This is a genomic window from Kitasatospora sp. NPDC057198 (genome assembly GCF_042670125.1).
Classification (GTDB): Bacteria; Actinomycetota; Actinomycetes; order Streptomycetales; family Streptomycetaceae; genus Kitasatospora.
Window position 1 is genome coordinate 1 of sequence record NZ_JBHUWH010000082.1, and the last position, 22,927, is coordinate 22,927.

21 protein-coding genes are annotated in these 22,927 nt (G+C 75.6%); 6 read left to right on the forward strand and 15 right to left on the reverse strand.

From position 1 onward, the window contains the following. Positions 1-46: 46 nt before the first annotated feature. The 4 genes from ACFUEL_RS12740 to ACFUEL_RS12755 form a co-directional block, all read right to left on the reverse strand. Positions 47-334 (reverse strand): hypothetical protein, encoded by a 288-nt coding sequence (locus ACFUEL_RS12740; protein ID WP_380236153.1) that lies wholly within the window; start codon positions 332-334, stop codon positions 47-49. Positions 335-480: 146 nt separating this feature from the next. Next, the gene (locus ACFUEL_RS12745) at positions 481-768 is read right to left on the reverse strand and encodes a hypothetical protein (protein ID WP_380236154.1); all 288 of its coding nucleotides are present in this window, start codon (positions 766-768) and stop codon (positions 481-483) included. Positions 769-912: 144 nt separating this feature from the next. Further along, positions 913-1,200 carry a hypothetical protein gene (locus ACFUEL_RS12750; RefSeq protein ID WP_380236155.1) on the reverse strand — a complete coding sequence of 96 codons (288 nt, stop codon included), beginning with the start codon at positions 1,198-1,200 and terminating at the stop codon, positions 913-915. 149 nt (positions 1,201-1,349) lie between these two features. Continuing rightward, positions 1,350-1,640 carry a hypothetical protein gene (locus tag ACFUEL_RS12755; protein WP_380236156.1) on the reverse strand — a complete coding sequence of 97 codons (291 nt, stop codon included), beginning with the start codon at positions 1,638-1,640 and terminating at the stop codon, positions 1,350-1,352. Positions 1,641-2,779: 1,139 nt separating this feature from the next. Here ACFUEL_RS12755 and ACFUEL_RS12760 point away from each other — a divergent pair. Further along, positions 2,780-3,622: a class I SAM-dependent methyltransferase gene (locus ACFUEL_RS12760; protein ID WP_380236157.1), complete on the forward strand. Its 843-nt coding sequence runs from the start codon at positions 2,780-2,782 to the stop codon at positions 3,620-3,622. A 74-nt stretch (positions 3,623-3,696) separates the two neighbouring features. Next, positions 3,697-7,482, forward strand: a complete 3,786-nt coding sequence (locus ACFUEL_RS12765; protein WP_380236158.1) for an Ig-like domain-containing protein — start codon at positions 3,697-3,699, stop codon at positions 7,480-7,482. A gap of 21 nt (positions 7,483-7,503) precedes the next feature. On the opposite strand, the gene ACFUEL_RS12770 is transcribed toward ACFUEL_RS12765, so the two are convergent. The 4 genes from ACFUEL_RS12770 to ACFUEL_RS12785 form a co-directional block, all read right to left on the reverse strand. After that, entirely contained in the window at positions 7,504-8,151 is a 648-nt protein-coding gene (locus tag ACFUEL_RS12770) for a YoaK family protein (protein ID WP_380236159.1), read from the reverse strand. Between the two features lie 141 nt (positions 8,152-8,292). Beyond that, the gene (locus ACFUEL_RS12775; RefSeq protein ID WP_380236160.1) at positions 8,293-8,730 is read right to left on the reverse strand and encodes a hypothetical protein; all 438 of its coding nucleotides are present in this window, start codon (positions 8,728-8,730) and stop codon (positions 8,293-8,295) included. 161 nt (positions 8,731-8,891) lie between these two features. Then, entirely contained in the window at positions 8,892-11,162 is a 2,271-nt protein-coding gene (locus ACFUEL_RS12780; RefSeq protein ID WP_380236161.1) for an MFS transporter, read from the reverse strand. Positions 11,163-11,400: 238 nt separating this feature from the next. Then, the gene (locus ACFUEL_RS12785) at positions 11,401-12,846 is read right to left on the reverse strand and encodes an FAD-dependent monooxygenase (protein WP_380236162.1); all 1,446 of its coding nucleotides are present in this window, start codon (positions 12,844-12,846) and stop codon (positions 11,401-11,403) included. Between the two features lie 167 nt (positions 12,847-13,013). Here ACFUEL_RS12785 and ACFUEL_RS12790 point away from each other — a divergent pair, with 167 nt between their 5' ends. After that, a complete protein-coding gene (locus ACFUEL_RS12790) occupies positions 13,014-13,649 on the forward strand; it encodes a hypothetical protein (RefSeq protein WP_380236163.1) in 636 nt (211 codons plus the stop codon). Between the two features lie 44 nt (positions 13,650-13,693). Here ACFUEL_RS12790 and ACFUEL_RS12795 read toward each other — a convergent pair whose 3' ends face one another. The 6 genes from ACFUEL_RS12795 to ACFUEL_RS12820 form a co-directional block, all read right to left on the reverse strand. Further along, complete coding sequence (locus ACFUEL_RS12795) at positions 13,694-14,686, reverse strand: hypothetical protein (RefSeq protein WP_380236164.1); 993 nt, start codon at positions 14,684-14,686, stop codon at positions 13,694-13,696. Continuing rightward, complete coding sequence (locus tag ACFUEL_RS12800; protein ID WP_380236165.1) at positions 14,683-15,684, reverse strand: ATP-binding cassette domain-containing protein; 1,002 nt, start codon at positions 15,682-15,684, stop codon at positions 14,683-14,685. Before ACFUEL_RS12800 ends, ACFUEL_RS12795 begins: the two co-directional genes overlap by 4 nt. A gap of 17 nt (positions 15,685-15,701) precedes the next feature. After that, complete coding sequence (locus ACFUEL_RS12805) at positions 15,702-16,133, reverse strand: GntR family transcriptional regulator (protein WP_380236166.1); 432 nt, start codon at positions 16,131-16,133, stop codon at positions 15,702-15,704. Between the two features lie 85 nt (positions 16,134-16,218). Further along, a complete protein-coding gene (locus tag ACFUEL_RS12810) occupies positions 16,219-17,424 on the reverse strand; it encodes an LLM class flavin-dependent oxidoreductase (RefSeq protein ID WP_380236167.1) in 1,206 nt (401 codons plus the stop codon). Further along, positions 17,421-18,782, reverse strand: a complete 1,362-nt coding sequence (locus ACFUEL_RS12815; protein WP_380236168.1) for an NtaA/DmoA family FMN-dependent monooxygenase — start codon at positions 18,780-18,782, stop codon at positions 17,421-17,423. Before ACFUEL_RS12815 ends, ACFUEL_RS12810 begins: the two co-directional genes overlap by 4 nt. A 27-nt stretch (positions 18,783-18,809) precedes the next feature. Beyond that, positions 18,810-20,027, reverse strand: coding sequence for an MFS transporter (locus tag ACFUEL_RS12820; protein ID WP_380236169.1), 1,218 nt, complete (start codon positions 20,025-20,027; stop codon positions 18,810-18,812). A 75-nt stretch (positions 20,028-20,102) separates the two neighbouring features. On the opposite strand from ACFUEL_RS12820, the gene ACFUEL_RS12825 reads away from it, so the two are divergent. The 3 genes from ACFUEL_RS12825 to ACFUEL_RS12835 all read left to right on the forward strand — a co-directional run bounded on the left by ACFUEL_RS12825 (position 20,103) and on the right by ACFUEL_RS12835 (position 22,038). Continuing rightward, positions 20,103-20,480, forward strand: coding sequence for a MerR family transcriptional regulator (locus ACFUEL_RS12825; RefSeq protein WP_380236170.1), 378 nt, complete (start codon positions 20,103-20,105; stop codon positions 20,478-20,480). Between the two features lie 19 nt (positions 20,481-20,499). Then, on the forward strand, positions 20,500-20,628 hold the full coding sequence (locus tag ACFUEL_RS12830) for a hypothetical protein (RefSeq protein WP_380236171.1): 129 nt from the start codon (positions 20,500-20,502) through the stop codon (positions 20,626-20,628). A gap of 108 nt (positions 20,629-20,736) precedes the next feature. Continuing rightward, complete coding sequence (locus tag ACFUEL_RS12835) at positions 20,737-22,038, forward strand: DUF1254 domain-containing protein (protein WP_380236172.1); 1,302 nt, start codon at positions 20,737-20,739, stop codon at positions 22,036-22,038. A 48-nt stretch (positions 22,039-22,086) separates the two neighbouring features. Here ACFUEL_RS12835 and ACFUEL_RS12840 read toward each other — a convergent pair. Further along, positions 22,087-22,927, reverse strand: an 841-nt coding sequence (locus ACFUEL_RS12840) for a glycoside hydrolase family 15 protein (RefSeq protein ID WP_380236173.1), incomplete at its 5' end; no start/stop codon positions are given.

The window sequence follows — 22,927 nt, forward strand, 5'->3', positions numbered from 1 at the left end:
GGTTGAGTCCGCCGACCGGGCACCGTACCGCTGTCACCCGGGGTGATCAGTAGCAGCGGTACTCCTGCTTCGGGTAGCTGGACACGGAGCCGTTGGCGGCGTGGTAGAGCACGCTGTAGTCGCCGTAGGCGAGGCCGTTGGCGGCGACGAAGCGCTTCGTCAGCACCTGGGTGAAGAAGCCGCCGTTGTAGTTGTTGGTGTACGAGGACGGGCAGCCCTTGCCGGTCAGGTTGGTCAGGCCGGTGACCGCGAAGGCGGAGCCGGACAGGCCGAGGGCCAGTCCGCCGGCGAGGGCGAGGGCGGAGACGGCCTTGGCCGCGGTGCGGATGCGCATGAGAACTCCCCGTTGTGGTGGTGGTGTGGGGGCGAGGCCCGGCGCGGGCCGCCCCGTCTCGCTACTGCTGGTGCTGTTCTGCCGCCGTCCGGCGGGGGAGTCGGCCCCGCCGGACGGTCACCGTGCCGCTGTCGCCCGAGGGGCGGTCAGTAGCAGCGGTACTCCCTGGTGCCCGCGCTCGACACGATGCCGGCCGAGTTGTGGAAGACCACCTTGTAGTCGCCGTACGCGATGCCGTTGGCGGCGACGAACCGCTTGGTGAGCGTCTGGGTGTAGGTGCCACCGCTGGCGCTGTTGTTGTACACGGACGGGCAGCCCTTGCCGGTCAGGTTGGTCGGGCCGGTGGCCGCGAAGGCGGCGCCGCCCAGGGTGAGGGCCAGTCCGCCGGCGAGGGCGAGGGTGGTGGCGGCCTTGGCCGCGGTGCGGATGCGCATGGGAACTCCCCCGTACTGGTGGTGGTGTGGTGGCGGGGCCCGGGTCGGGCCGCGCCGTTTCACTGCTGGTGTTGCTTCGTTGCCGTCCGGCCGGGGGGTCGGGTCCGCCGGACGGTCACCGTGCCGCTGTCACCCCAGGGGGGCTCAGTAGCAGCGGTACTCCTTGGTGCCCTCGTTCGAGAGGTTGCCGGCCGGGCTGCGGAAGACCACCTTGTAGGTGCCGTACAGGGAGCCGTTCCCGGCGATGAACTTCTTGGTCAGGGTCTGGGTCCACAGGCCGCCGCCGTCGCTGTTGTTGTAGACGGAGGGGCAGCCCTTGCCGGTCAGGTTGGTCGGGCCGGTGAGCGCGAAGGCGGCGCCGCCCAGGGTGAGGGCCAGTCCGCCGGCGAGGGCGAGGGTGGTGGCGGCCTTGGCCGCGGTGCTGATGCGCATGAGAACTCCCCGTTGTTGTGGTGGCGTGGGGGCGGGGCCCGCGCGGGTCGCCCCGTTGTTCCGGTACCGCTGGTGCTGCTCTGTCGCCGTCCGGCCGGGGGGGTCGGGTCCGCCGGACGGTCACCGTGCCGCTGTCGCCCGAGGGGCGGTCAGTAGCAGCGGTACTCCCGGGTGCCCTCGTTGACGAGGGTGCCGGCCGAGGTGCGGAAGGAGACCTTGTAGTCGCCGTACTGGAGGCCGTTGGCGGCGACGAACTTCTTGGTCAGGCTCTGGATCCAGGTGCCGCCGTCGGCGCTGTTGGTGTAGATGGACGGGCAGCCCTTGCCGGTCAGGTTGGTCGGGCCGCTGGTGACGGCGAAGGCCGAGCCGCCCAGGCCGAACGACAGGGCGCCGGCGAGGGCGAGGGCGGAGACGGCCTTGGTGGCGGTGCGGACGCCCATGAGGACTCCTTGCGGGTTTTGGATGGATGGGGGGGACGGCGACCGCCAGGTGCGGAAATCCGTGGCGGCCGCTCGGCGGTGGCGGACCGTGGCGGCCCGGGTCACCAGCCGTAGGTGCGGGTGCCCTCGTTCATGGTGAGGCCGGTGCTGGCGCGGAAGGTGACCCTGTAGTCGCACATCAGCAGGGCACTGGGGGAGGTCCACTTCCGGATCAGGGTCTGGGTCCAGGTGCCGCCGTTGGCGTTGTTGCTGTACGCGGACGGGCAGTGCTTGCCGGTCAGGTTGGTCGGGCCGTCGGCCGCGGACGCGGAGCCGGACAGGCCGAGGGCCAGTTCGCCGGCGTGGGGAGGGCGGAGGCGGCCTTGGCGGCGGTGCGGACGCGCACGGGGGTGCTCCTCTGCTGGTGGGGATCAGGAGGGAGGAACGCGGGGCCGGTGGGTGGCGCCCCGTCGCGGTGGCGGCCCCGTCCGTCGTCGGGGGCCGTGCCGCGGGCCGCCGGCCCGGTGGTGTCGGGCGGGCGGCGCCGCGTCGGACCGCCGCGCGGCCCGGCGCCACGCGTCGGACGGGGCGTCGGCGGCCCGGTCGGACGGGTGCGGGGCGGGGCGGCGGGAGCGTCCGGGGTGGCCGGACGGGAGAGCTGCGGGAGGGAGCCGGAGGACGGGGCCGGAGGGAGGGGTCAGTGGGGGAGGTGCTCCTGCGCCGGGCGTTCCGACGGGCCGGGCGCGCCGGGGGCGCCGAGGGCGGCGTCGTGGTCGCCGTGCTGGAAGCCATCGGCGGCGGTGCGGGTCTGCATGGTGTTCCTTGTTCTGGCCGGATCGTGGGGGGATGCCGGAGGCGGCGGGCCACCTGGTTCGGGGAGGTCCGTTCCGATGCCGACGATCCTCTGTCCGTCGCCGAGAACCGTCAATGGTCTGGACCACGTGTCGGCAATCATGGCCGGATCCGGTTCCGCGGGCGGCGGCTCCAGCAGTGGCGATGACTCCCCGTGGCGGCCGATGGCCGGTTTCCGGCGCCCCGCACGAAACCCCACTGATCGTCAGAAAGGATGACCAGAGCGGCGGTTGGGGAAAATCGGTGGGCGCACCGGACGAGACGTGACAAGATCGGTCGGATCGGACCACCGGAGGGCGGAGGCGCGCATGGGCGAGGGCTGGCGGTGGGACGACACGCTGTTCGCGGGAGCGGCCCCGCACTACGCCCGCGGCCGCCTCCCGTACGCGCCCGGCCTGGCCGACGCGCTGGCCCGGGCGCTGCGGCTCGACGGCACCGGCCGCCTGCTGGACGTCGGCTGCGGGCCCGGCACCCTCGGGCTGGAGCTCGCCGACCGCTTCGCCGAGACGGTCGGCCTGGACGCGGACGCCGGCATGGTCGCCGAGGCCGCTCGGGCCGCCGACCGGGCCGGCCTGGCCGGGCGCACCCGCTGGGTGCACGCCCGCGCCGAGCAACTCCCGCTAGGGCTCGGCACGTTCGACGTCGTCGCGTTCGCCCAGTCCTTCCACTGGATGGACCGCGACCGGGTCGCCGCGACCGTCCGCGGCATGCTGCGCCCCGGCGGCGCGCTGGTGCACCTGTCCGACTGGAAGGACGAGCCCCGCCCGGTCGGGCCGCTGCCGCACCCGCCGGTGCCGCAGGACGGGATCGACGCCCTGGTCCGCCGCCACCTCGGCCCGGTCCGCCGGGCCGGCCGGGGCCTGCTGCCGGACGGCACCCCCGGCGGCGAGTCGCTGGTCTACGCGCGGGCCGGGCTGCTCGGCCCCGAGAAGCTGGTCGTCCCCGGCGGCCGGACGCTGGAGCGCGACGCGGACGACGTGGTGGCCGGGGTGCTGTCCCTGTCCTCCTCGGCGCCGCACCTGTTCGGCGACCGACTGCCGCTGTTCGAGGGCGAGTTGCGCGCCCTGCTGCGCGAAGCCTCGCCGTCCGGGCGGTTCTCGGTGCGGCAGCCCGGCAGCGAGGCCGTCCTGTGGCGCAGGCCGGTGGCGTGAGGTCCGGGCCGGTGGCGCGCCGTCAAAGGGTGGAAACCATCTGAAAACGGACAGTGATCATTACGCTGGCCCGGGTGAAACCCACGCCCCGCGCCCCGCTCGCCGCCGCCCTCGCGCTCCTGCTCGGCCTGCCCGCAGCCGGACCGGCGCCCGCCCAGCCCGTCAAGGACTACCCGAGCGGCTGCGCCTCGCCCGGCGCCACCGTCATCAGCGGGCCCAGCACCGACACCCTGAACCTGAGCGCCGGAAGCGTGGTGCGGATCACCGCCACCGGGGACTTCACCGGCGGCCTCGGCAACTTCCCGGCCGGCGCGCTGATCTGCGTCGAATCCGGCGGCCGCTTCGCCCCGGGCTGGGCCGGCACCCCCGACGGCACCGTCGCCGTCGCCCCCGACGGCCGCGCCCTGTTCTCCTACCTGTCCGTCGGGCCGACCTTCCTGCTGCTCAACCAGGGCACCACCACCCTGAACGGCTCCTTCAACGTCAACGGCTCCGGCTACCTCGACAACGCCGAGGGCGCCACCCTCCAGGGCAACGGCATCCTCAACCTCGGCAACGGCGCCGTCCTGGAGAACGACGGCACCGTCACCCAGCAGAACCTCACTCTCAACCAGGGCAGCCGGCTGCGCAACGGCGGCACCCTCACCGTCGAGGGCGTCCTCGACTCCAACGGCGCCGTCGCCAACACCGGCACCCTGCGCGCCGCCGGACTGCTCACCAACAGCGGCGCCCCGCTCACCAACCAGTGCGTCGTCTCGCTCACCGGCAACTGGGAGAACAGCTCCACCGCCGCCAACTCCGGCCTGCTGCTGATGGCCGGACACCGCTTCAGCAACAGCGGCAGCTACCGGCAGGACGTCGGCGGCCTGCTCGCCGCCGACGAGTTCAGCAACGACGGCACCGTCACCGGCTTCGGCGGCTACCGGTTCACCGGACACACCTCCACCCAGGGCAGCTTCGTCGGCGACGAAGCCTCCTCCCCGATCCAGGTCGACTCCGCCGCCCCCGCCGGGCAGGTCTTCGACAGCGCGAGCGGCTCCCTCGCCAACACCGTCCGTGCCACCGTCCCCGTCGACCCGAACGCCCACCCGGCCGGCTGCACCGACCGCGCCCCCACCACCGCCGACCTGGTCGCCACCAAGACCGGCCCCGCCACCGTCCCGGCCGGCGCCCCCGTCACGTACACCCTCACCCTCCGCAACCTCGGACCGGCCCCCGCCGCCGACACCGTCCTGACCGACGCCGTCCCGCCCGCCCTGACCGGCGTCCAGCTCTCCGACGGCGGACAGCTCGACGGCACCACCGCCCGCTGGAGCATCGGCACCCTCCCCGCCGGCGCCGTGCTCACCCGCACCGTCACCGGCACCGCGCCCGCGAGCGGCAGCTTCACCGACACCGTCTCCGCCACCACCTCCACCCCGCAGACCGCCACCACCGACAGCGACGGCACCAGTTCCGCCGCCAACGTCACCACCACCGTCCAGGCCGACCCGCCCCCCAACCGGCCCCCCACCACCGCCGACCAGCGCTGGAACACCCTGGTCGACACCCCGGTCAGCGGCGCCCTGGCCGCCTCCGACCCCGACGAGGGCCAGGAACTGCGCTGGTCCCTGATCAGCGGCCCCGCCCGCGGCACCGTCGAGCTGCGCCCCGACGGCACGTTCCGCTACCAGCCGCAGCCCGACCGGACCGGCCAGGACACCTTCGTCGGACGGGTCTGCGACAACGGGCAGCCCGCGCTGTGCGCCGACGCCACCGCGACCGTCGCCGTCGCCCCGCTCGCCCAGGACGTCTCCGCCACCACCTTCCAGGGCGAGGCCGTCACCGTCCCGCTCACCGTCAACGACGTCGGCGCCGCCACCGACCCGGTCATCGCCGCCCCGCCCGCCCACGGCACCGTCACGCTCGGCCCCGGCGGCACCGCCACCTACACCCCCGACCCCGACTTCCTCGGCGTCGACACCTTCCGCTACCGGGTGTGCAGCCCCGACGCCACCCAGATCTGCTCCGCCGCCGACGCCACCATCACCGTCGAACCCCACCCCGTCGTCCCGCCGACCGCCCAGCCGCAGACCGTCGCCACCACCGCCGGACACCCCGTCACCGGCCGGGCCCAGGCATCCGGCGCCACCGCGCTCGTCCTCGCCCTCGGCGACCCGCCCACCCGCGGCACCGCCACCGTCGCCGCCGACGGCACCTTCACCTACACCCCCACCGACCCCGGCACCACCGGCCTGGACACCTTCGCCTTCCGCGCCTGCGACACCGGCGGCCACTGCGCCGGCGCCACCGTCACCGTGCTGATCAGCCCCGACGTGGCCGACGACGCCGCCACCGCGACCGTCGGCACCCCCGTCGACCTGGACGTCACCGCCAACGACACCGGCGCCGCCGGACCGCCCGAGATCACCACCGCGCCCACCCTCGGCACCGCCACCGTGCTCCCCGACGGGCGCGTCCGCTACCTCGCCGCCGGTACCGGACAGGACCGCTTCGAATACCGCCGCTGCACCACCGACGGCACCCGACTGTGCGGCACCGCGACGGTGCTGGTCTCCGTCGAGGCCGGGCTCGCGGTGCACGCCGACGACCTGGCGGTGGACGGGGACGTCGACCGGCCGATCAGCGGACGGCTCACCGGCGCCGCCACCGCCGGGACGCTCGCCTTCACCCCCGGCACGGCCCCCGCCCACGGCACCGCCACCGTCGCCGCCGACGGCGCCTTCACCTACACCCCCGCCGCGGGCTTCACCGGCACCGACACCTTCACCGTCCGGGCCTGCTCCGGCCAGGTCTGCGCGGAGGCCACCGTCACCGCCACCGTCCGCCCGCTCGCCGCACCCGGCCGGCTCGCCACCGTCAGCGGCACGGCCGGCACCCTCGACCTCGCCGCGCTCACCACCGGCAGCGGACTCGTCCTCAGCACCACCACCTCGCCCGTCAACGGCGCCGCGCTGCTGGACGGCACCCGCTTCGAGTACCTGCCCGGCCTCGGCTACGCCGGCACCGACACCGCCGTCTACCGGGTGTGCAGCCCGCAGGCGCCCACCGTCTGCGCCGAGGGCCAACTGCGGATCACCGTCACCCCGGTGGCCGGCGGCGTCGCCGTCACCACCCCCGCGACCGTCCCCGTCACCGTCGACCTGCTGGCCAACGACCTCGGCGTCGGCGGCCCCCGGACCGTCACCGGCATCGCCGTCCCGCCCGCGCACGGTCGGGCCGTCCTGCTCCGCGACGGACTGCTGCAGTACACCCCGGACGGCACCTGGACGGGCGTCGACACCCTGCTCTACCAGGTCTCCACCCCCTCCTTCCCCGACGAGGAACCGCTCTCCGCGCAGGCCGCCGTCACCGTCACCGTGGTGCCCGACCCCGGCGACGACCTGGCCGAGACCCAGGAGAACACCCCCGTCACCCTGGACGTCACCCCCGACGACACCGGCGACGCCGGACCGCCCCGCGTCCTGCTGCCGCCCACCCGCGGCACCGTCACCTTCCGCGGCCCCGAGGCCACCTACACCCCGCTGCCCGGCTTCACCGGCACCGACTCCTTCAGCTACCTGCGCTGCAGCCCCCGCACCCCCACCGCCTGCGGCAGCGCCCTGGTCACCGTCGTGGTCCACCCCGCGCCGACCCCCACCCCGACACCCACTCCCACCCCGACCCCGACTCCGACGCCCGCCCCGACTCCGATGCCCACCCCGGCGCCCCCGCCCGCGCCGAGCCCCGCGCCCGAGCCGCACGGCCGCCTCCCGCACACCGGCACCCCCGGCGGCCCGCTGCTGCTGGTCGGCCTGCTCGCCGCCGTGCTGGCCCTCGCGGGCGCGGTCCTCACCAGGGCCGGGCGGCACCGGCGCTGAGACCCGCCCGGCACGGTCCGCTCAGGACGGCCGCCCCCGGAGGAGCACCCCGGTGGCGGCCGTCAGCGCGCCCGCCGCGACCAGCGCCCAGCCGCTCTGCCCGTGCAGCACCAGCACCGAGCCCGGGACGACCCCGGCGAGCATGGTCAGGGCGGCCAGCACCCGGCGCCGCCGCCGGGGCGAACCCGGTTCGGCGGCCAGGCCGGTGAGCGTCATGGTCAGCACGGTGGTGGTCAGGTCCGGCACGCCGAGGCTGCGCACCGTCGCGTTGCGCAGACCCATCGCCAGCGCCAGCAGCCCGATCACCCCGTACTGGACCGCCCCGCCGGTGCCGGCGGCGAACACCACGGCCGCCGCCGCGAGGTGCAGCACGCACTCCGCGGCCAGCGCGGGCCGCAGCCGCCCGGCGGTCAGCCGCCCGGCCAGGGCCGCGCCGAGCAGGAACGCCGCCAGCGCGGTGGTCGACCCGAGGACGGAGAAGCCGGGCGCACCGGCCAGGCCGAAGCCGATCACCACGACGTTGCCGGTCATGTTGGCGGCGAAGACGTGCCCGAGCCCGAGGTAGCTGACGGCGTCGATCAGCCCGCTCACCACGGTCAGCCCGAACAGCGCCAGCGCCAGCGGGTCACCGTCCCCGGTCTCCGCCCCGACGGCCTCGCTCCTGCTCACGGTGCTCCTCCCGGTCGGCGGTCGGCGGTCGACGATCGACGGTCGCTCAGCAGTGTGCCGGACCCGCCGCGGGGGCGGCGGATCCGGCGGGGCCGGGCGCGGCGGGGCCGGCTGCGGCGGCGGGCGCGAGGGGGCGGGCGGTCAGCAGCGGTGGTGGGCCGGGGCCGATGGGAGGCCGATGGCGTGGCGGGCCTGGGAGAGGGCGGAGTCCCAGTCGCCGGTGAAGCGGATGGCGCGGTCGTCGATGTAGACGGCGGCGCCGAGCTTCTTGTTGGTCACCAGCAGGCAGTCGCCCTGCCAGTAGGCGCGCTCCGGGTCCTCGTCCACCAGCGTCTCCAGGCCGGAGTGCTCGCGCAGCCAGCCCGCCACGGCGGGGTGGAAGCGGCGCGGGCGGGCGGTCATGATGAACACCGAGCGGACCCGCTTCAGCGCGTGCAGCGACTCGATCGCCCCCGGGACGGGCTTGCCGTAGATCCGTCCGTCCTGCCAGCCGTCGTGGTGGGCGACCAGGGTCTGGTCGAAGTCGATGCCGACGGCGTGCGAGGCGGGCGAGGCGGGGTCGAGCGGAACGACGGTCATGGGACCGGGTCTCCTTCTGGTGCGGTCGCGGCCGGTTCTCGGCCGGTTCGCAGGAGAGGAGTCGGGCGGGCCGTCCCGCTTACCCGGTTCTGCCACGTTTGGTGATCAATTAACTCCAAGGGGTGATTCCGGCGGCGCCCGGGCGGGTCGGGCGGCGGCCCTCACTCCGGGGTCAGCGCCACCAGCGCGATGTCGTCGGTCAGGTGGTGGCTCCAGTCGCGCACGTCCCGCTCCAGGAACGCCAGCACCTCCGACGGGCCGACGGAGCCGACAGAGCCGACAGGGCCGGCGGGGCCGCCCGGGGCACCCGGGCCGAACGCCGCCGACAGCCGCTCCGCCGCCGGGTAGAACTCCCGGGAGGCGTTGCGCGCCTCGGTCAGCCCGTCCGTGTGCAGCAGCAGCACCTCCCCGGCGGGCAGCGGCACCCGGCGGGGCTCCGGCACGTCCCCGCCCAGGCCGCCGAAACCCAGCGGCAGCAGGGCCGGCGCCGACACCTCGCGCACCCCCGCCGCGTCCAGCGCCAGCGGCTCCAGGTGCCCGCAGTTCACCACCTCCACGTAGCCGTCCGGCGCCCGGTGCTGGAGCAGCAGCGCCGTCGCGAACAGCTCCTGGTCGCCGCGCGCCGCCGCGCTGCGCGCCGTGTGCCGGTCCAGCCGGGCCGCCAGCTCGCCCAGGTCCGCCGTCTCGTGCGCCTGGGAGCGGAAGCAGCCCAGCAGGTCCGTCACCGTCTGCACCGCCTGCAACCCCTTGCCCCGTACGTCCCCGATCAGCACCCGCGTCCCGTGCGGGGTCTGCAGCGCCTCCAGGAAGTCCCCGCCGATGCCCGTTCCCGCCGTGGCCGGCTGGTACCGGGAGGCCAGCCGCAGGCCGCCCAGCCGCTCCGGGACGGGATGCAGCACCGCCTCCTGGAGGGCCGCCGCGCTGGCCCGGCTCGCCGCCAGCCGCTCGCTGCGCTGCCGCCGCCCCCACAGCGCCAGCCCCGTCACCACTCCCACCGCCAGCGCCGCCCCCTGCGCCAGCGGCCGCTGTGCCAGCTCCGGGCCCGCCAGCGCCCGCACCAGCAGCCACTCCCCGGCCGCCGCCAGCACCACCCCCAGCACCACCACCGGCAGCCCCGCGATCAGCGCGCCCGCCGCGACCACCGCCGCCGCCACCCACAGCAGGTTCTCCGCCTGCCGCCCGCTGGGCCCCGCGCTCACCGCCGAGGTGTACGGCAGCGCCTGCGCCGCCGCCGTCCCCAGCAGCACCGCCACCGGGTGGAACGCCGCCGCCGTCCCCAGCCGCCCGCGCGGCAGCGCCGACAGGAACCACGCCATCTGCGGCACCTGCGCCATCATCACGCCCACGCCCGTCAGCAGCGCCGCCAGCATGCCCAGCGGCACGCCGGTGGCCGCGCGCGCCGGCAGCACGTGGCACAGCGCCAGTCCGACCAGCGCCAGCGGCAGCCCCAGCGTGCAGCCCGTCACCGGCGCGATCCGCCGGCCCCGCACCAGCAGGCAGCCCGCCACCCCGCCCGCCCCGTACGCCGAGACCATCAGCGCCGTCAGCGGCACCCCGATGCCGGACGCCGCCGCCAGCACCGGCAGCGCCAGCAGCAGCGCGATCTGGGTGAAGCCCACCGCTACGCCCGTGGCCAGCGCCATCGAGGTGATCCGCGGCGGCACCGTGAAGAAGCTCCGCCGCAGGCGCCGCCCGGCCGGCACCGCCGCGAGCGGCAGCAGCGCCAGCAGCGCCAGCGTCCGCGGATCCGCCCACCCCCACACCGGGCCCACCTGGAGCGCCGTCACCGCCGCGGCCAGCGCCACCACCAGCGCCAGCAGGAACGGCCGGTCCAGCGGCACCGGCGGATCGCCCGCCTCCGGCAGCCGCCGCCGCGCCAGCAGCAGCAGGCCCACCGCGACCAGCGCCGCCAGGCCCGCGCTCACCCGCAGGCCGGGCATCGACGGGGCCCGCGGGATCAGGTTCGCCGCGACGAAGAACGCCGCCGACATCGCCGCCAGCCAGCCGCCCAGCGCCTGCGGCATCCGGCCCGGCGGGTTCAGCGCCGCCACCGAGGCCAGGCACCCCGCGAAGGAGGCCGACACCCCGACGATCACCACCGACCGGCCCAGCAGGTACGACCAGCCCGAGAACGCCACCGTCTCCACCGCCAGCCCCGCCGCCAGCACCCCCAGCGACCAGGCCAGCACCCGGCGCCGCCCCCAGGCGTCCCCCGCCCGGCCCGCCGCGAACAGCGACAGCACCATCAGCGCGCCGCCGCCCACCTTCATCCCCACCACCTGCTGCGGGCCCAGCCCGAACCGGGCCCGCACCGCGGGCAGCGCCGCGCCCTGCAGCACCGGCGACACCACGTAGAACACCGCGGCCGCCGCCAGCAGCACCCACACCGAGCGCCCGACCCCCACCCGCCCCAGCACGGACGGGGCGCTCACGGGCACCGGAGCGGGCGACGGGGAGGGGGAGGCCGTGGGGGTCGCGGCCATCGGGACCTCGATCTTCTCGGTGGGCGGAAGGACCACCCCACTGTGCCAGGTCGGATCGGCCAAACATGAACAAAAGGGACAGAAACCCCGCCCCGGGGCGCCCGGGTGAACAAAACCGACCACGCTCTACCCGACCGCGCCCCACCCCGCCGCACCCCACCCCGCCGGGCCCCACCCGGCCGGCGGCCTACCCGGCCGGGCCGAACCAGCGCTCCAGCGCCTCCGGCAGCCCCTCCCGGGCCCCCGGCTCCGCGCCGACCCAGGCCACGTGCCCGTCCGGGCGCAGCAGCACCGCCGCGGCCCCCAGCTCCGGGCAGCCGTCCACCAGCACGTCCACCCGGTCCTCCCGGCCGGCCGCCGACAGCAGCCCCGACCGGTCCAGCAGCAGGCCCCGCCCCGCGTGCATCCGCCCGTACAGCCGGCCCCCGCCCTCCGGGGCGTCGACCAGCCGGACGCTCCGCAGGCGGCGGCCCAGCAGCTCCGGGCCCGGACCGAAGTCGTACCGGATGTCCACCCCCGAGACCACGCCGGTGATGTACCGGTTGACGTCCGGGAAGTCCATCAGCCGGGCGAACACCCCGCGCAGCGCCACCGCGCCCGGCGCCGTGCCCAGCAGCGTCATCTGCGCCCGGGTGTGCGCGATCACCGCCGCGCCCACCGGGTGGCGCTCCGCGTGGTAGCTGTCCAGCAGGCCCGGCGGGGCCCAGCCGGCCACCTCGGCGGCCAGCTTCCAGCCCAGGTTGAACGCGTCCTGCACGCCCAGGTTCAAGCCCTGGCCGCCCGTCGGCGGATGGACGTGCGCGGCGTCCCCCGCGAGCAGGACCCGGCCCGCCCGGTACCGCTCCGCCTGGCGCGTCGCGTCCCCGAACCGGGACAGCCAGCGCGGCGAGTGCACCCCGAAGTCCGTGCCCGCCACCGCGCGCAGCCGGGCCCGGAACTCCTCCAGCGTCGGCGCCGCGCGGTCCTCCGACACCCCCTCCGCCGGAACGATCGCCCGGTACACCCCGCCGCCCTCGTGGTGCAGCCCGAAGCGCAACTGGGTCCTGCGGACCTCGGCCACCACCTCGGCGATCCGCTCCGGAGCCTCCGCCGCCTCCATCTGCCCCAGCAGCGTCTGCACCGTCGCCGGCTCGCCCGGGAACGCCACACCCGCCAGCCGGCGCACCGTGCTGCGCCCGCCGTCGCACCCCACCAGCCAGCGCGCCCGCAGCCGCGAACCGTCCGCCAGCTCGGCCTCCACCCCCTCCTCGTCCTGGGCCAGGCCCACCAGCTCGCGGCCGCGCCGCAGCTCCGCGCCCAACTCCTCGGCCCGCTCCCACAGCAGCCGCTCCGTCACCGGCTGCGGCGTCGCCAACCCGTACGGGTGCGCCGTGTCCATCCCCTCCGGCCACGCGCGCGCCTCGCCCGCGAACAGCCCGCCGACCCGGAACTCCTCGCTCACCGCCCGGAACCGCTCCAGCAGCCCGCGCTGGTCCATCACCTCCACGCTGCGCGCGTGCAACCCCTGCCCCCGGGACTCCCCGGTCGGCGCCGTCAGGCGCTCGAGGACCACCACCTCCACCCCGTGCAGCCGCAACTCGCACGCCAGCATCAACCCGGTCGGCCCGCCGCCGACCACCAGTACGTCGATCATCAACCCTCCGAAATCGCCCGACAAGTGATTTTCCGTCAGCTTGTGGACTTCTCGCCGCTTTCCCATGACCAGCCGGACATTCTGGGCCATCCACCGGGCCTTGCGGCAAGGCCCCCGGTGCGCGATACCTTGGAAGTGGCGGGTGGAACGGGAGGGACGGGGGCGGCATGGCGGACGTGACGGCGGAGGACCGGGCACGCGCGACGGCGCAGGACCAGGCGCGGCAGTGCCTGATCGACCACTGGCCGGTCACCCCCGAAGCGGACCGCGTGCAGTGGGAGGCCGTACCGCTGGAACGGGTCGGCCCGCTGAGGTTCGGCGCCGGGACGGCCGAAGCGGTGGCCGCGATGCGGGAGCAGGGGTACCGGGCCGGCGAGAGCTGGAACAGCCGGTTCGCCGACCTCGCCCAGATCCGGATCGGCTTCCGGCGCCCCGACCGCCCCGGCTGGGGGGCGAACGACGTCGACGCCTGGTTCGTCGACACCATCGGCCTGACCTGCGTCGCGGTGCACGCGCTGAGCGGCCCGCAGGTCACCCTGGAGGGCATCCGGCTGATCGGCCGCGTCCCCTCCGAGCTCCTCCTGGAGACCGCCGCCCACCTGATCGCCCGCGACGGGGGCGTCAGCTACACCGTCCACGGCGAGGTCACCGGTGAGGACTGGGGCATGATGCCCCGCCCGCACCGGGCCGGTGACCGGCTGCTCACCGGCGCGGTGTTCGGCCGCCCCAACGCCAGGGCGGGCACCATGTACGACTGCGTCCCGTTCGACGACCTGCAGCGGGCGACCACCGGGCTCTGGTAGCGCCGGGCCCCCGGCCGGCGGTTCCGGCCGGGTCGGGGGCGGGGTCAGAGCGCGGTGCGGGCCACCCGGCGGAAGGTCGGGTACAGCACGGCCGCGGCGACCAGGGCGAGCAGGGCGGCCTCGACCAGCTGCATCGGGATCAGGTGCGACACCGGGTGGGAGCTGGTCCAGCGGAGGTCGGACGCGGCGCACTCCTGCCAGAGGCGCGGGCAGGCGTCGTCGGTGATCCGGCTGCCGTCGTTCAGGACGGTGCCGTGTTGGACGACCCAGCCCAGGTCGGTGTTCGAGTTCCGGGGGCCCCAGACCGGGCGGACGGTGTCGGCGAGCGGCACGAAGTGCACCCGCGTCGCGCGCGCCAGTAGCTGGCTCAGGACCACCGCGGCACCGGTGACCGGCGCCGCCAGCAGGGTGCGGCGCAGGAAGTGGCCGATCGCCGCGCCGAGGGCCAGGGCGTACAGCGACCAGGCGACCGGGGCCAGGCAGAGCGCCGGGTAGGTCAGGCCCGGGTACGGCGAGAACTGGGCGAGGTCGTCCGCGTAGAGGTCGTACCAGATCCAGCTGGACACCGCCGCCAGCGCGCCGACCGACACCAGCACCAGCAGCGCGGGCAGCGCCAGCCGGGCCGCCAGCCAGCGGGTCGGGCGCACCGACTGGACGCGGGCCAGCCGGATGGTGCCGTGCTCGTGCTCCTGGGACAGCAGCGGCGCGCCGACGAACACGCCGACCAGGACCGGCAGGACGAAGACCGCCCTGGTGGCGTAGCGGCCGTAGTAGTCGGCCAGCTGCCACCCCAGCATGTCGGTGGTGCCCATCGTCCGCCGGATCAGCACCTGCCCGACCGCCAGGGCGAGGACGGCGAGCAGCATCAGCCCGCCGAACACCCGGACGGTGGCCCGGCTCTGCCGCCAGGACAGCCAGACCAGGCCGGTCGGCCGCAGCCGGGCACGCAGGCCGGGCCCGGCGGGGGTGGTGCTCGGGGCGGTGGCGGGGCCCCCGCCCGGTCCGGCCTGCGCGCCGGGCAGCTGTGCGGTGCTCATGAGGTGGCCTCGCTGGTGACGGGGGACAGCCGGTCGGCGTCGCCGGAGGTGTCGGATCCGGTGCCGGACCGGGTGCCGGATCCGGTGCCGGCGGGGCTGCGGAGGTGGGCGAGCAGGAGTTCGTTCAGCCGCGGACGGTCCTGCTCCCACAGCGGGTCGGCGGCCGGTTCCCGGTCGGTGGTGCGCAGCAGCCCCGAGGCCCGGCGGCCCGTGACGCGCCACTCGACGGCCTCGCCCGGCGGTCGTTCCAGGCCGGCCGGGCCGGACACCACGCGGTGGGTCTCCAGCAGGTCGTCCACCGCGCCCGCCAGCAGGGCCCGGCCGGAGCGGATCAGCAGGACGTGGTCCACCACCTCCTCGAGTTCGGCCAGCGCGTGCGTGGAGAACAGCACGGTGGTGCCGAGTTCGGCGGCCTCGGACAGCACCAGGCCCATCAGGTCGTGCCGGACGAGCGGGTCCAGGTCGGCCAACGGCTCGTCCAGGAGCAGCAGTTCGGGCCGCTTCCCGACGGCGAGCGCCAGCGCGAGCCGGCTGCGCTGACCGCCGGAGAGCGAGCCGACCTTCGTGTCCGGCTTCAACTCGGCGAGCTGGACGATCCGTTCGGCCAGCGCCCGGCTCCAGCGCGGGTTGAGCTCGCGGCCCATCCGCAGGGTGTCGTCCACCGTGAACGACCGGTACAGCGGTTTGTCCTGCGCCGCGAAGCCGATCCGGGCCCGGAGCGCGGCCTCGGCGGGCCCGCCGCCCCGCAGGCCGCCGGGGGTCAACGAGGTTCCGAACAGCCGCAGTTCGCCCTCGGTCGGGGCGCACAGCAGGGCGGCCAGCGCGAGCAGGGTGCTCTTGCCCGCCCCGTTCGGCCCGACCACGCCGCAGATCCCCCCGGCCGGCACCGCGAAGTCGCAGCCGCGCAGCGCCCAGGTGCCGCCGCCCCGGCCGGGACCGCCGAACCTCTTGCCCAACCCCACTGCCTCCAGCGCGAAGCGGTCGTGGTCGTCCGTCATCTGCGCAGCCTCTCCCCTCATCCTGTCCTCTCCCCCTGCGGTGCCCGGTGCCCGGCCGGGCCGGGCGCGGCGTCGAAGCACCGCTCCAGCACGGCCGCCACCAGCGCGGCGACGTCCTCCCGTTCGAGGCCCGCCGACCGGGCCCGGTCCACCCACGCGGTCAGTTCCGCGCGCAGCGGCCCGTCCTCGGCGGCCCCCGGCCTGGCCAGCGAGCGGAGGACGAACGTCCCCAGCCCCGGCCTGGGCTCCACCAGGCCCTCGCGCTCCAGTTCCCGGTACGCCTTCAGCACGGTGTTCGGATTGACCGCCGTGCGCTCCACGACCTCGCGTGCCGTGGGGAGCCTGTCTCCCGGCTGCAGGAGGCCGAGCCGGAGGGCCTGCCTGGTCTGCTGCACGATCTGCTGGTAGGTCGGAACGCCGCTGCGGCGGTCGAGACGGTACTCGATCACCTCGCCAGCACCCTTTCACTAGTTGATTAGTGGAATGGTGGAGCAGAGTTGACGGGACGTCAAACACCGCTGGTGGGAGGGTGCTTCAGTGGCCGGCGGCGTAGCGGTTGGCCGGGCGGGGGAGGCCGAGCAGCCCGCGCAGGGTGTCCGCCCGGTAGGCGGTGCGGAAGGCGCCGCGGCGCTGGAGCTCGGGCACCAGGCCGCGGGTGATCGCCGTCAGGTCGTGCGGCAGGGCGCCCGGCCGGAGCCGGAAGCCGTCCAGGCCGGTGGTGCGCCAGTCCAGCAGCAGGTCGGCGAGTTCGGCGGGGGTGCCGGTGAAGACCAGGGCGTCCGAGTCGAAGACGGCGCCGTCCACCTCGTCCAGGCGCCGCTTGCGCCCGGCGGCCCGGCCGGGTTCGTCGTCCAGGAAGACCACCAGGTCGGCGAAGGCCCTGATCGGTTCCCCGGCGGGCCGCTCGAAGCGCTGCCGGGCCCGGTCGAACGCGCCGAGCCTGGCCACCGCGTCCGGGCGGGAGCGCGGGGTGAGGAAGACGACGTCGGCCCGGGCGGCGGCCAGTTCGTACGGGGTGCTCGCGTGGGCGAGGGCGGCGACCACCGGCTGGCCCTGCGGCGGGCGGGGCGTGAGGGAGGGCCCGCGGACGCTGAAGTGCGTGCCCGCGAAGTCGACGGGGTGCAGCTTGTCGCGGTCGACGTACCGGCCGGTGGCGGCGTCGCGGATCTCCGCACCGTCCTCCCAGCTGTCCCAGAGCCGCCGGACGGCCTCGACCACCTCGTGGGCCTCGTCGAAGAGTTCGCGCAGCCGGGCGGCGATCAGCTCCTGGTCGAGCACGTCGGCGTCGGTCAGCTGCGGGGTGGTGCGGCGGCCGAAGTGGGCGGCGTCGGCGGCCCGGGAGGTGATCTGCGGGCGCCAGCCCGCCCGGCCCAGGCTCGCGTGGTCGAGCGAGGCGATGCCGGTGGCCAGGTGGAACGGCTCGGTGTGGGTGACGTTGGTGGTCGGGACGAGTCCGATGCGCGAGGTCAGCGGGGCGAGCGCGGCCGCCAGCAGGACGGCGTCCAGCCGTCCCCGGACGTGGTCGGTGCGGTCGTCGGGCCGGTGGAAGGCCGAGGTCTGCAGGCCGAGGGCGTCCTCGAGGGTGACGAAGTCGAGCAGGCCGCGTTCGGCCTCCAGGACCAGGTCGGCCCAGTACCGGGCGGTGAGGATCCCGGCGGGCCGGGCGTCCGGCTCCCGCCAGGCGGCGGGGTGCCAGCCGGTGCCGTCCAGGGCGACGGCCAGGTGCAGGTGGGCGGTCACGGGGTCTCCTCGAAGTGTCGGCGGGCGGGCCGCAGCCCGAGGTGGTCGCGGAGGGTGGAGCCGGTGTAGTCGGCGCGGTGGACGCCCATCTCCTGGAGCAGCGGCACCACCCGGTCGACCAGTTCGTCCAGCCCGCCGGGCACCGTGTGCGGGGAGAAGACGAAGCCGTCGGCGGCGTCGCTCTGCACGAACTCGTTCATGGCGTCGGCGACCTGGCGGGGCGTGCCGACGAAGGTGGGGCGCGCGGTGAGCTCGGTGACCAGCTCCCGGCCGCTCAGCCCGCGCTCCGCGGCGACCTTCCGCCAGTGCCGGACGGTCTCCGCGCGGTCCCGGCCGCGGTACTGGGTGTGCCCCCGGGTGACGCCGCCCTCCGGCGCCGGGTCGACGTCCGGCAGCGGGCCGTCGGGGTCGTGGCCGGACAGGTCGCGGCCCCAGGCCGCCTCCAGCAGCATCAGCGCGGTCTGCGGGCCGACCTGGGCGCGGGCCACCTCCGCGGCGCGCTCGGCGGCCTCGGCCGGGGTGTCGCCCAGCACGTAGCTCACCGACGGGATGATCTTCAGGTCGTCGGGGGAGCGGCCGTACCTGGCCAGCCGCGCCTTGACGTCCCGGTAGGCGGCCCGGCCGCCCGCCAGGTCGGCGTGCCGGCTGAAGACGACGTCGGCGTCCGCGGCCGCGAACTCGCGCCCCTCGGGGGAGTCCCCCGCCTGGAAGACCACCGGGTGCCCCTGCGGGCCGGGCGGGGTGCTGAACCGGCCGGCGATGTCGAAGTGCCGCCCCCGGTGGGCGAACCGCCCCGCCCCGGGCCGGACGAACTCGCCCGCGGCGGCGTCCGCCCGGAAGTCGCCCGGCCGCCAGCTGTCCCACAGTTCGCGGACGGTGTGCAGGAACTCGGCGGCCCGGGTGTAGCGGTCGGCCTCGGCCAGGAAGCCGCCGCGCCGGAAGTTCTCGCCGGTGAACGCGTCCCAGCTGGTCACCACGTTCCAGGCGGCCCGGCCCCCGCTCAGGTGGTCCAGGGTGGCCAGCCGCCGGGCCACCTCGTACGGCTCGTTGAAGGTCGAGTTGACCGTGGCGGCCAGCCCCAGCCGGGAGGTCACGGCGGACAGCGCGCTCAGCACCGTCAGCGACTCCGGCCGGCCCACCACGTCGAGGTCGTGCACCCGGCCCTTGTGCTCGCGCAGCCGCAGGCCCTCGGACAGGAAGAGGAAGTCGAACCTCCCGCGCTCGGCGGTCCGGGCCAGGCGGGCGAAGGACTCGAAGGCGATCTGGCTCCCGGCGGCCGGGTCCGACCAGATCACGGTGTGCTGGACGCTGGGGAACTGGACGGCGAGGTGGATCTGCTTGAGCGGACGGGCGGGCATGCGGCGACCTCCAGGACGGATCGGGGTTCACGGACGGCGGGCGGGGAAACCGTGCGCACGGGCGCCGACCACCACGGCCAGCACCGGCACCATCAGGACGAGCACGCTCCAGGGCAGCGAACCGGCGCCCGCCGCGTCCAGCAGCACCCCGCCCAGCACGCCGCCGCCCGCCATCGCCACGTTCCACAGCGTGACCAGCATCGCCTGGGCCGCGTCCGCCCGTTCGCCGCCGGCGTCGCCGACCGCGGTCTGCAGCAGCGTCGGCACGCCGCCCCAGCCCAGGCCCCACAGCGCCGCCGCGACGTACACCGGGGCGTGGGCGTCCGACAGCAGGCCCAGCACCGCCGCCGCGACGGCCACCAGCGCGGCCCCGGCGACGGTCAGCGCCCGCAGCCGCCGGTGGATCAGCGCGCCGGTCGCCCAGATGCCCGCCAGCGAGGCCGCCCCGAAGACCAGCAGCACCAGATCGGTCGAACCGCCCATCCCCAGGTGGTCCAGGTAGCTCGCCACGTACGCGTACAGCACGGTGTGCGCCAGCACGAACACCAGCGTCACGGTCAGCACCGGCAGCACGCCCGGGACGGCCAGCGCCCCCAGGATCCGCTCGCGCCGCTCCGGCGGCTGCCCCGGCCGGTCCGGGACGGCCGCGGCCACCCAGCCGACCACCACCAGGGCCAGCGCGGTCATCGTCAGGAACGCCGTGCGCCAGTCCGTGGTCCGGGCCAGGAACGTCCCCGCCGGGACGCCCAGCGACAGGGCCACCGGGATGCCCGTCATCACGATCGCGATCGCCCGCCCCTGCAAGTGGACCGGTGTCAACCGGCGGGCGTACCCCGCCAGCAGCGCCCAGGCCAGGCCGGCCGCCACCCCGGCCAGGAAACGCGCCGCCAGGGTCAGCGGGTAGGCGGAGGAGACGGCGGTGACCGTGTTGGCGAGGGCGAAGGCGGCCATCGAGGCCAGCAGCAGCCGCTTGCGGCGCCACGCCGCGGTGGCCGCGGTCAACGGGATCGCGGTCAGCGCGGTGCCCACCGCGTAGACCGTCACCGTCTGGCCCGCCGCGGACTCGCCCACCCCGAGGTCCGCGCCCAGCGCGGGCAGCACGCCGGCGGGCAGCGTCTCGGTCAGGCTGGTGACGAAGACCGCCAGCGCGAGCGCCAGCAGTGCGGACAGCGGTAGCTCCGATCGGCCAACTCGCTGGTGGGGGACGGTGTCTGAGGGTGCGTGGACTGGTGAACGGGTGCTCATGGCGGCTATCGTGAAACCCTCACACCTATGTGAGGGTCAACGCGGGGCGACGTGAGGTGGGCCACAGTGCGGCGGATGCGGATCGGGGAGCTGTCGGAGCGCACCCACACCTCGCGGCGGCTGCTGCGCTACTACGAGGAGCAGCAGCTGATCGTCTCCACCCGGGCCGCGAACGGCTACCGCGAGTACGACGAGCGGCTGGCCGACCGCGTCCTGCAGATCCGCGGACTGCTCGACGCCGGGCTGCCCACCAGGATCATCAAACAGATCCTGCCCTGCCTCGACAAGCCCCGGACCATCCACTTCTCGGACGCGACGCCGGAGATGATCGCCACCCTGACGGAGGAGCGGGACCGGATGACCGAGCGGATCGACTGCCTGGTGCGCAACCGGGACGCGATGAACGAGTACTTGGAGGCGGTGATCGGCGGGGACCGGCCGGAGGCCGGGTGAGGGGGTGGGGTGGGGCGGGATGATCGCCACCCTGACGGAGGAGCGGGATCGGATGACCGAGCGGATCGACTGCCTGGTGCGCAACCGGGACGCGATGAACGAGTACCTGGAGGCGGTGATCGGCGGGGGCCGGCTGAAGGCCGGGTGAGGGGACCGGGTGAGGGTCACCCGTTCGGGTGATGGGTTTTGCGGGGGGCGGGTGGGGCTGGGAGCGTCCGTTCGGGGGGTCGGTCCGGACGCGAGGGAGTGCACGAGCATGATGTCGGACGATCTGCGGACGCTTGCCCACGAGGCGTACACGTATCTGTACCCGCTGGTGACCATGGAGGTCACCCGGCAGCAGGCGGTGTCCGTGCCCAACGGGATCAAACCGGCCTTCGGGCCGCCCAACGAGTTCCACCACCTGCGGGAGTTCCCGTCGGCGGAGTTCCGGTCGGTGGTGCGGCCGAACTTCGACACCCTCTACTCGTCCGCGTGGCTGGACCTGACGAACGGGCCGGTGGCGCTGCACGTGTCGGACACCGGCGACCGGTACTTCATGGTCCCGCTGCTGGACATGTGGACCGACGTGTTCGCCACCCTCGGGCCGCGCACCACCGGCTCCGGCGACCAGGACTACCTGGTGGTCGGCCCCGGCCACCGGGGCGAACTCCCGGCCGGGGCGAAGGTGCTGCGCTCGCCGACCCCGTACGCGTGGGTGATCGGGCGGATCCAGACCAACGGGCCGGCCGACTACGAGAAGGTCCGGCGGATCCAGGACGGCCTGACGGTGCGGGCCCTCGAACCGGTCGAGCACCCGGCCGACCCGGCGGCGGACGTGACCACCCCGCCGCTGGCCACCGTCAACGGGTTCGGCGCGGCCGAGTTCTTCACCCGGGCGGCCCGGGCGCTGGCCGTCAACGCGCCGCACGCCACCGACTTCGCCGTCCTGGCCCGGATCGCCCACCTGGGCATCGTCCCGGGGGAGGAGTTCGACGCCGGACGGTTCTCCGACACCGAGCTGGCCGAGCTGGAGGCGGGGATCCGGGCCGCCCAGCAGGCCGTCAAGGCGTCCCCCGCCGTCATCGGCGTCCCCGTCAACGGCTGGCGGGTCACCGCCGAGACCATGGGCGTCTACGGCAACGCCTACTTCAAGCGGGCCGCCGTCGCCGCGATCGGGCTGGGCGCCAACCCCCCGGAGGACGCGCTCTACCCCGTCCTGGCCGTCGACGCGGACGGGGCCCGGGTCAGCGGCGAACACGACTACCTGCTGCACTTCCCTGCGGACGGCCTGCCACCGGTCGGCGCGTTCTGGTCGGTGACGATGTACGACGCCGAGGGCTTCCAGGTCGCCAACGAGCTCGACCGCTTCGCCCTCGGCGACCGCGACCCGCTCGCCTACCACCCGGACGGCTCGCTCGACATCCTGATCTCGCACCGCGACCCCGGCCCCGAACGGCGCTCCAACTGGCTGCCCGCGCCGAACGGCCCGCTCGGCCTCACCCTGCGCCTGTACGCGCCCCGGCCGGAGGCCCTCGACGGGACGTGGAGCCCGCCCGCCGTCCGCCGGATCGGCTGAGCACCGCCGCCGCCCCGGCCGGCCCCGGCCCGGCGGCGCCGGCCCCGGTCACATGGCCGGGGCCAGCCGGGTCGCGGTCTCCAGCAGCAGGGCGTGGACGAACGCCTGCGGGAGGTTGCCGCGCAGCTGGCGCTGGGCGATGTCGTACTCCTCGGCGTAGAGGCCGGACGGCCCGCAGGCGGCCCGGTTGCGCTCGTACCAGCGCAGCGCCTCGGGCAGCCGGCCCTGGTCCAGGTGGGAGAGCGAGACCAGGAAGCCGCAGAGCAGGAAGGCGCCCTCGGCCTCGGCGAGCGGGCCGGGGGCGTGCCGGAAGCGGTAGCAGTGGTGGTCGTCGGCGAGGTCGGCGAGGACGGCCGCGAGAGTGGCCCGGCTGGGGCGGGCCCGGGGCGGGACGGCGCCGCGCAGGGCCGGGAGCAGCAGGGCGGCGTCCACCGCCGGGTCGGTCGGGGAGCGCTGCCAGCGCCCGGTGGGGTGCAGGGAGTCGGTGAGCGCGGCGGCGGTGAGGCGCTCGGCCAGCGGCAGCCAGTCGGGGCGGTGCAGGGCGTCGGCGGCGGCGCGCAGGCCGGCGGCGCAGGTGAGGCGGCTGTGGGTCCAGTGGTCGGGGTGGATCTCCCAGATGCCGCTGTCGGGTTCGCGGTGCCGGGCGGCGATCGCCTCGACGGCCACCCGGGCGGCCCGCCGCCCGTCGGCGTCCAACTGGTCGTGCCGGGCGGCGGCGGCCAGCAGCAGCAGGCTCTCGCCGAACCCGTCGAGCTGGAACTGCCGGTTCACCCGGTTGCCCGCCACGTCGAACCCGCCCGGGTAGCCCGGGAGTTCGAGCCGGCGCAGGTCCGGCACCGGCGCGCCGTCGACGGTGTACGCGGGGGCCAGCCGCGGCCCGTCGCTGAGC